Source organism: Streptomyces flavochromogenes (assembly GCF_000717595.1).
GTDB lineage: Bacteria > Actinomycetota > Actinomycetes > Streptomycetales > Streptomycetaceae > Streptomyces > Streptomyces flavochromogenes.
Genome location: NZ_JNZO01000140.1, coordinates 1 through 242, shown reverse-complemented (window position 1 = coordinate 242; position 242 = coordinate 1). Strand labels below are relative to the sequence as shown.

Sequence of the window (242 nt, the reverse complement as noted above, 5' to 3'; positions counted from 1 at the left end):
CGGAACCATGTACTCCGGCAGCAGCCCGGCCACCGCACGGCGAACCGCCTCCGCCTCCAGGACTGTTCCCTCGACCGGGACGACATAGCCGACGAGCCGACGGTCGTTCGCCGTGTCCTCACGGACCATGGCGACAGAGCGGACGACACCGTCCACCGTCGACAGCGCCGACTCGACCTCACCCAGCTCGATCCGGTAGCCCCGCACCTTCACCTGGTCGTCGACCCGGCCGACGAACTCCA

At 69.0% G+C, this 242-nt stretch carries 1 protein-coding gene; it reads right to left on the bottom strand.

What is annotated here, in order from left to right; translation table 11 throughout:
- Positions 1-242, bottom strand: a 242-nt coding sequence (locus tag IF00_RS42370) for an AMP-binding enzyme (protein ID WP_037640671.1), incomplete at both ends; no start/stop codon positions are given.